Genomic DNA, 2,081 nt, shown 5'->3' on the forward strand with positions numbered 1-2,081 from the left:
ATGTAGGTGCGAGACATGTTGTTGATTTTCTTCTTGTTCGGCGGGTGGGAGTTCTGGGGTGTCCAGCGGTGGCCGATCGTTTTGGACGGCATGTCTGTTCTTGTCGGCGACGATCTGGCGTTTGGGGTTGCGTTCGGGCTGCGGTCGGCGGCGGTGGTGAACGGGTGGTTGCGTGAGTTGTCGTCGAGCGGTTGCCCGGTACCGTCCTCGTGGGGGTCGTACGTGTGGGTCCCGCGGTCGTGGATGGAGTTCATCGTCGACTTCGACGTGAATCTGTGCGACGCGCGGCGCTCGCTCAGGGACGCGTTGAGTGCTTACGCGGTGCATCGGGTGTGCGGCCCGATTGAGGCCCAGTTCGGGGTGACGACCTGGGATCGGCACGTCAGTGTCTTGTCCTCGTTCTGCCGGTGGGCGGTCGCCGAAGGCCGCGTCCAGGCTGTGCCGTTCACCTACGCGCAGGCCGGGGCCCTCGATGGCGATCAGGTCGGGGACCGCCAGATCAACCTGGCGGTCCGTCGCCGCCTCAGGGCACACGTGACGATCTAGTACCTGGAGCGGTCAGTCGAGGCTTTCGATGATGCGGAAGTCGCGCTCGAAGCGGTCGGGGAGTGCGGCCAGTGCCTTCTGGTAGGCCGCACTCTCGTATGCGGCGACCGCCTGTTCGAAGCTGTCGAACTCGATCAGGACGACGCGCTCGGTGATTCCGGCTTCGTGTGCGACGACCCGGCTGCCGATGCTGGCGAGCACTCGCCCGCGCGCGGCCTGGACGGCCACGCCGGCCAGTTTGTTGTAGACATCAAGCCTCTCGGGGTCCTCGATGGTGGGGTAGACGCTGACCCAGTAGCCCTTGGGCATGGAACCTCCGGTGTTGGAATGAGTGCGGCTGACGTACGGGTTGGTCTCGGGTGAGCGTCGGCGGGCGAGGGCGAGGCTTGTCGGCGTCGTGATCGGGGAAGAGGTGGCCGGGGCCGGTGCCCGCGGCGAGGATCGGGCCGCCGATGGCGCTGCCGGAGGGAGTACCCGGGGAGTATCCGACGCTGCGGACGACGTAGTTGACGCTCATGGCGCTCGACGTCTCGCTCGTGGGGGTGACGGTCAGGACGACGCCGGGCATCGCGGCCGAGAAGCCGCCGACGCCCAGCACCGAGAACGGGAGGAGGACCAGCCCGGCGATGCAGGACGACCTCCGTCCGGAGACGTCAGCAGCCCGTTCGGCGGGGCTGTCCCCGGGCATCATGCGCGCGAGCAGTGCGCCGGCCTGGTCGGTGCACGGCGGTTGCGGCAGGGCTATCTGCGACATCGGCTCTCCCGTCGAACTCGTTTCGAAATCAGAAACGCTGGGTGGATGCTAATGTTTCGAATAACGAAACGCAAGGAGGGTCATGCCGACACCGCGCCCAGGAACACCGGTTCGTGGATCGACTACCGGCCGTCCCCTCATGGCCGCGATGGACCTGTTCGGCCGTCGGTGGGCGCTGCGAATTCTCTGGGAACTGCGTGCGGGTCCGCTCGGCGCCCGCGCGCTGCTGGCACGGTGCGAAGGGCTGTCATCCAGCGTCCTCTACCAGCGGCTCCGCGAACTCGCATCGAGCGGGATCATCGCCCCCTCGGCCGATGGCTACGAGCTGACCCGGCTGGGGACAGCGCTCCGTGATGCCCTCCGTCCGCTCGACGAATGGGCGACCACCTGGGCGCGGGAGCAAGAACGCAACGATCAGGAGCCCACGGAGACGTGAAGATCACGCCCGACCAGGTGGAGCGGTGATCTGACGGACGCCGACTCGACACCCTGCCGGGCCCCCGCGTCCCGGTCACCGAGGACGGCTCCCCGGCGCGGCGCCCGCACGGTCGCGTTGCGGGAACCACCGCTGAGAAAACGCGTGACGACACAGCGCGATGCGCGGCGGGCCGATCGAGCAACCCGCTTCCGGCCGTCCGCGCGCCTACTGCTCGCGAAGTTGCCAACAACGCGCCTACCGCAGCCTGAAGCGCTGACACCACCGGCCTCACACCGACACGGCCAGGTCCTCCAGGCGGACCGTGCTGAGCGACTGCTCCGCACGCTCCCCGCCCACCGGCTG

Annotated in this window: 4 protein-coding genes; 3 read left to right on the forward strand and 1 reads right to left on the reverse strand. The window is 67.9% G+C overall.

All coding sequences use genetic code 11. The annotated features are described in order from the left end of the window. The first annotated feature begins 15 nt into the window (after positions 1-15). Positions 16-546, forward strand: coding sequence for a hypothetical protein (locus ACM6LR_RS39270; protein WP_414945649.1), 531 nt, complete (start codon positions 16-18; stop codon positions 544-546). A gap of 12 nt (positions 547-558) precedes the next feature. On the opposite strand, the gene ACM6LR_RS39275 is transcribed toward ACM6LR_RS39270, so the two are convergent. Then, the gene (locus tag ACM6LR_RS39275) at positions 559-855 is read right to left on the reverse strand and encodes a DUF1330 domain-containing protein (RefSeq protein ID WP_414942914.1); all 297 of its coding nucleotides are present in this window, start codon (positions 853-855) and stop codon (positions 559-561) included. Between the two features lie 197 nt (positions 856-1,052). Here ACM6LR_RS39275 and ACM6LR_RS39280 point away from each other — a divergent pair, with 197 nt between their 5' ends. Together ACM6LR_RS39280 and ACM6LR_RS39285 are read left to right on the forward strand one after the other, a co-directional pair. Next, positions 1,053-1,352: a hypothetical protein gene (locus ACM6LR_RS39280; RefSeq protein WP_414945650.1), complete on the forward strand. Its 300-nt coding sequence runs from the start codon at positions 1,053-1,055 to the stop codon at positions 1,350-1,352. An 87-nt stretch (positions 1,353-1,439) separates the two neighbouring features. Further along, entirely contained in the window at positions 1,440-1,736 is a 297-nt protein-coding gene (locus ACM6LR_RS39285) for a winged helix-turn-helix transcriptional regulator (RefSeq protein ID WP_414942925.1), read from the forward strand. The last annotated feature ends 345 nt before the right edge of the window (positions 1,737-2,081 follow it).

This window comes from Amycolatopsis sp. cmx-11-32 (assembly GCF_047608695.1).
Classification (GTDB): domain Bacteria; phylum Actinomycetota; class Actinomycetes; order Mycobacteriales; family Pseudonocardiaceae; genus Amycolatopsis.